General features: G+C 68.9%; 4 protein-coding genes. All 4 read left to right on the top strand.

Annotation, left to right across the window (positions count from 1 at the left end; all coding sequences use genetic code 11):
- The first annotated feature begins 98 nt into the window (after positions 1-98).
- Positions 99-1,703, top strand: coding sequence for an ABC transporter substrate-binding protein (locus tag VGW35_25600; GenBank protein ID HEV8311052.1), 1,605 nt, complete (start codon positions 99-101; stop codon positions 1,701-1,703).
- A gap of 44 nt (positions 1,704-1,747) precedes the next feature.
- Positions 1,748-2,677: an ABC transporter permease gene (locus VGW35_25595; GenBank protein ID HEV8311051.1), complete on the top strand. Its 930-nt coding sequence runs from the start codon at positions 1,748-1,750 to the stop codon at positions 2,675-2,677.
- Positions 2,678-2,816: 139 nt separating this feature from the next.
- Positions 2,817-3,659: an ABC transporter permease gene (locus VGW35_25590; GenBank protein ID HEV8311050.1), complete on the top strand. Its 843-nt coding sequence runs from the start codon at positions 2,817-2,819 to the stop codon at positions 3,657-3,659.
- 142 nt (positions 3,660-3,801) lie between these two features.
- Positions 3,802-4,446 (top strand): DUF3943 domain-containing protein (locus VGW35_25585; protein HEV8311049.1); only part of this gene is annotated, 645 nt, incomplete at its 3' end.

Here is a 4,446-nt window from a genome sequence, read left to right as displayed (position 1 = left end):
CTTGCGCGCTCGCTCGCAACTCCGCTACGCTGCTATCCAGCCACCGGGCGGAGCGCTGCCCCGCTGCCTGACCACTCGGAACGGAAGGAGCACACACCATGGAGACCCGTGATCGCGTGTCCGGGCACCGTGCCTGGCTGGTCCTCCCCGCATTCCTTGCCCTGGGGATCACGGCGGGCCACGCCGCCGACCAGCCCCTCTCGGGCGGGGACTTCACCTTCGGCTACTCCTCCAGCTTCGTCGACACCCTCGACCCCCACGTGACCTCCCAGTCGGTGAGTCATTTCATCATGACGAACATCTTCGACCCGCTGGTCTATCTCCGGGCCAACGGCGAGTTCTCCCCGGGGTTGGCCGATTCGTGGTCGGCCAGCGCCGATGGCCTCGTCTGGACCTTCAAGCTGAAGCGAGGCGTCACGTTCCACGACGGCACGCCCTTCAACGCCGAATCCGTCAAGTTCAGCTTCGACCGGATGGTCGACCCGGAGACGAAGTCTCGCCAGGCCGGCGTCGCCCTGCGCGGCTTCTACGACCACACCGAGGTGGTGGACGGCAACACCGTCCGGATCGTCCTCAAGAAGCCCAAGGCGTCCTTCCTGACCGTGATCAGCCAGGTATTCTTCGCGCCCGTGTCGCCCAAGGCCGTCAAGGAGCAGGGGGGCGAGTTCGGGCGTAAACCCGTCGGCACCGGACCCTTCAAGTTCGCCGAGTGGGTGCAGAACCAGCACGTGAAGCTGGTGCGCAACGCCGACTACAACTGGGGCCCCCCGTTCCTCCACAAGGGGCCCGCCTACTTCGCCACCCTCACGTTCCGCCAGATCCCGGACGCCGGCGCCCGACTGGCCGCCCTCGAGTCGGGCCAAGTGGACGCGGTGGACATGCCGCCGACCCACCAGCTCGAGCGGCTGCGCGCCGATCCCCGCTTCCAGGTCAAGAGCGCGCCCCAGCCCGGCATGCCGTGGGGCTGGCCCATGAACGTGAAGCGCGCGCCGACCGACGAGCTGAAGGTCCGGCAGGCCATGATCTACGCGTTCGACCGGGCGGCGCTGGTGAAGAACGTCCTCCAGGGAGCCTACAAGCCCGCCTACGGCCCCCTCACGCCGGTGACCTTCGGCTACAACCCCGCGGTGGAGAAGATGTACCCCTACGACCCCCGGAAGGCGGAGACGCTCCTGGACGAGGCCGGCTGGAAGAAGGGCCCGGACGGCATGCGAGCCAAGGACGGCAAGCCGCTCGTGATCGAGCACTACGTCTTCTACACGACATCCGAGGCCGAGTTCGTGCAGGCGGAGCTCAAGAAGGTCGGCATCAAGTCGAACATCAGCCTCCAGGAAGTGGGCACCGTCAACCAGGTGGCCACCGAGGGAATCAAGAACAACCTGGCCCCGCTCCCCTTCGCGTCGCTGGATCCCGAGCTGATGAGCATCCTCTTCCACTCCCGGAACCAGGGGAAGGGCTTCAACTGGACCTTCCATACCATCAAGGAGATCGACGACCTGCTGGACCGCGGGGAGGTGGAGCTGGACGCCAAGAAGCGCGCCGACGTCTACGGCCGGTTCCAGGTACTCGCCATGGAGAACGCGCTGTTCCTCCCGGCCTTCGTCCGGGAGACGATCCACGTGTACAAGGCCCCGGTCCAGGGCGTGCAGTTCAACCGACGGGGCTACGACGCCTACTTCCACGAGATGTGGTGGAAGAGATAGCACCGCCGCGTCGCCGTTGAGGCGGGCTCCGGGCCGGGCAGTCAGTGGCCCGCTACCTGATCCGCCGCCTGGCGGGGACACTCTTCGTGCTGCTCGGGGTGTCGGCGGCCGTGTTCACGCTGATGAACACGCTGCCCGGCGACCCCGCCACGATGCTGGTGTCGCACTTCGGCGCCTCGGCCCGGGACATCGAGATCCTGCGGGAGCAGCTCGGGCTCAACGACCCCTTCGTGGTCCGGTTCGGCCGTTTCGTCGGGGGCGCCGTCCAGGGCGACCTCGGCAAGTCGTTCCAGCAGAACCGGCCCGTGGCCCGGATCCTGCTGGAGAACACCGGGCCCACCGTTCGGCTGGCCCTCTTGGCGGTCGGGCTGGCCATCGTGCTGGGAGTGCTGACCGGGGTCGCGGCCGCGGTGCGTCGCGGCAGCTGGACCGACTTCCTCACCATGCTGGCGTCCCTGCTGGGCATCTCGATGCCCGGGTTCTGGCTGGGCCTCATGCTGATGCTCCTGTTCGCGGTCCACCTCCGGTGGCTGCCGGCACTCGGGGACCAGACCTGGCGGGGCATCGTGCTGCCCGCCCTGACGCTGGCCCTCCCGGCCTCGGCCACCATCGCCCGCCTGACCCGGTCCAGCATGCTGGAAGTGCTGCGCGAGGACTACCTGCGCTCGGCCCGGGCCAAGGGCCTGCCCGAGCGGGCGGTGATCTTTCGCCACGCGCTACGGAACGCGCTGATCTCGGTCGTCACGTTCGTGGGCCTGCAGTTCGGCCTGCTCCTGGGCGGGAGCGTCGTGGTGGAGTCCCTCTTCTCGCGCCAGGGCCTGGGCCAGCTCGTCGTGGCCGCCGTGTTCGCCCGGGACATCCCGATCGTCCAGGGCTGGTGCCTGCTGGTGGCGGCGGCCTACAGTCTGGTGAACCTCGCCGTCGACCTCTCCTACGCGCTCATCAACCCGCGGATTCGCTACGACGCGGCCTAGTCGTGTGTCCAAGTAAGCCGGCGCCGACCCCCGAGCGTGTGGTGCATCGAGGCGTGCTCCGAGCGGCGGCTGCGCCGCCGCCACGACGGGGGGGCATCGGGGGGGTCTTCCGAGACCCCCCCGAAATGATCTAGCCGCGATGCAGCTCGGGGCGTTCCCGGAGTTCAGGCGCTTCCTGCGGCACAAGGGCGCGGTGGCCGGCGGCGCCTTGCTGCTCGCGATGGTGCTCGGTGCCGTGCTGGCGCCCCGGCTGGCTCCCTACGACCCGGTCGGCCACGACCAGCGCGCATCGCTACAGGCGCCCGGGCGATCCCATGCGCTGGGCACCGACGTGTTCGGCCGCGACATCCTGAGCCGCGTGATCTGGGGCGGACGGGAATCGCTCCGGGTGGGCCTCCTGGCGGTGGCGGTGGGAGGCATCATCGGCACGGTGCTCGGGCTGCTCGCGGGCTACTACGAGGGCTGGACCGGAACGATCGTTCTCCGCCTCACCGACCTCTTGCTGGCGCTGCCCGGCATCCTCCTGGCCCTCACCATCGTCGCCGCCACCGGCCCCAGCCTGGAGAACGTCATCGTCGCGGTGGGTGTGTCCTCGATGCCCGCGTACATCCGCGTGGTGAACGGCTCGGTGCTCGATCTGAAGACACGGACCTTCATCGAGGCGGTAAAGGCCTCCGGCGCCGTGGATCTGCGGGTGATCGCCCGCCACGTCCTCCCCAACATCCTGGCGCCGGTGATCGTGCTCAGCACCCTCGGACTCGGCAACGCCCTGCTCATCGCCGCCACGCTGAGCTTCCTGGGCCTGGGGGCCCAGCCGCCCAGCCCGGAGTGGGGGGCCATGCTCAGCCAGGGGCGGGAGTTCATCTTCGGTTACTGGTGGATCGCGACGTTCCCGGGCCTCGCCATTCTCGTGGCGGTGATCGGCGCCAACTTGCTCGGGGAAGGCATGCGGGACCTCCTGGACCCCCGCCTGCGCGTGTAGCGCTTCCTCGGCGTCGAGCCCGACGTCCTGATCCGAGCCGGCGGCTCGGCGCCATGCGAGCGCAAGATCTTCGAGTGCTGGCGCTCACGGGATTCGAAGCCGTGTTCTTGAGCCAGCCACGCGCCTGTGCTACCTTGCGCGCATGCGGCCGGGGCGTGTCGGCGAGGTGCACTGCGCGCTCCTCGGCGGCGCCCTCGGCCTTGCCCTCCTGACTCCGATTGCGGGCTTCGCGGACGAGCCCGCAGCCGCCCCGCGACTGAGCTGGGAGACCGGGGAAGGCAAGAGCTACCTCGTTCCGGCCCTCGAGGTCGGCGGCTTCCTCTTGGGCCTCAACCAGTTCGACCGACACGTCATCAGTAGGGAGACGTACGGCACCGACGCGGACTCCATCTGGAAGAACCTGACCAGCTCGGTGGTGATCGACCACGATCCGTTCAGCGTCAACCAGCTCGGGCATCCCTATCAGGGCAGCATCTACTACGGGCTCGGGCGATCGTCCGGCCTCAACTACTGGCAGTCGCTGCTCTACACTCTCGCCGGCAGCTTCCTCTGGGAGACCGCCGGGGAGACCTCGCCGCCGTCCCTCAACGATCACATCGCGAGCGGCATCGCCGGCACCTTCGTGGGCGAGCCGCTGTTCCGGATGGCCAGCCTCCTGCTGGAGGGCGGCGGGGAGCGCCCGGGGTTCTGGCGCGAGCTGGCCGCGGCCGTGCTCTCGCCGCCCACCGGCTTCAATCGACTCGTCTTCCGTGACCGGTTCGCCGCCGTCTTCCCGAGCCGTAACCCG

This window comes from Candidatus Methylomirabilota bacterium (assembly GCA_036005065.1).
Lineage (GTDB): Bacteria > Methylomirabilota > Methylomirabilia > Rokubacteriales > DASRDR01 > DASYQW01.
The sequence above is the reverse complement of the archived record's forward strand: the minus strand, read 5'-3'. Positions and strand labels throughout refer to the sequence as shown.